Genomic DNA, 237 nt, shown 5'->3' on the forward strand with positions numbered 1-237 from the left:
GATCGCATGGCTGGCGTGGCGGCGGCCCGCGAAGCCGTCGACACGCGACGCGTTGCGCTTTCTCGTCTGCGGGTTTCTCGGCATCGCGCTCTACAACGCGCTGCTCAATACCGGCGAGCAAACCGTGTCGGCCGGCGCGGCGAGCTTCATCGTCAATACGCTGCCGATCTTCACGGCGCTGCTGGCCGCGGTGTTTCTGCACGAACGCTTCAATCGCTGGGGATGGCTCGGTTCGCT

At 65.8% G+C, this 237-nt stretch carries 1 protein-coding gene; it reads left to right on the forward strand.

The window, feature by feature from the left end; genetic code table 11:
• On the forward strand, positions 1–237 hold a 237-nt coding region (locus SB816_RS34835), incomplete at both ends, for an EamA family transporter (RefSeq protein WP_410548604.1).

Source organism: Achromobacter sp. SIMBA_011 (genome assembly GCF_046535435.1).
Lineage (GTDB): Bacteria > Pseudomonadota > Gammaproteobacteria > Burkholderiales > Burkholderiaceae_B > Achromobacter > Achromobacter dolens.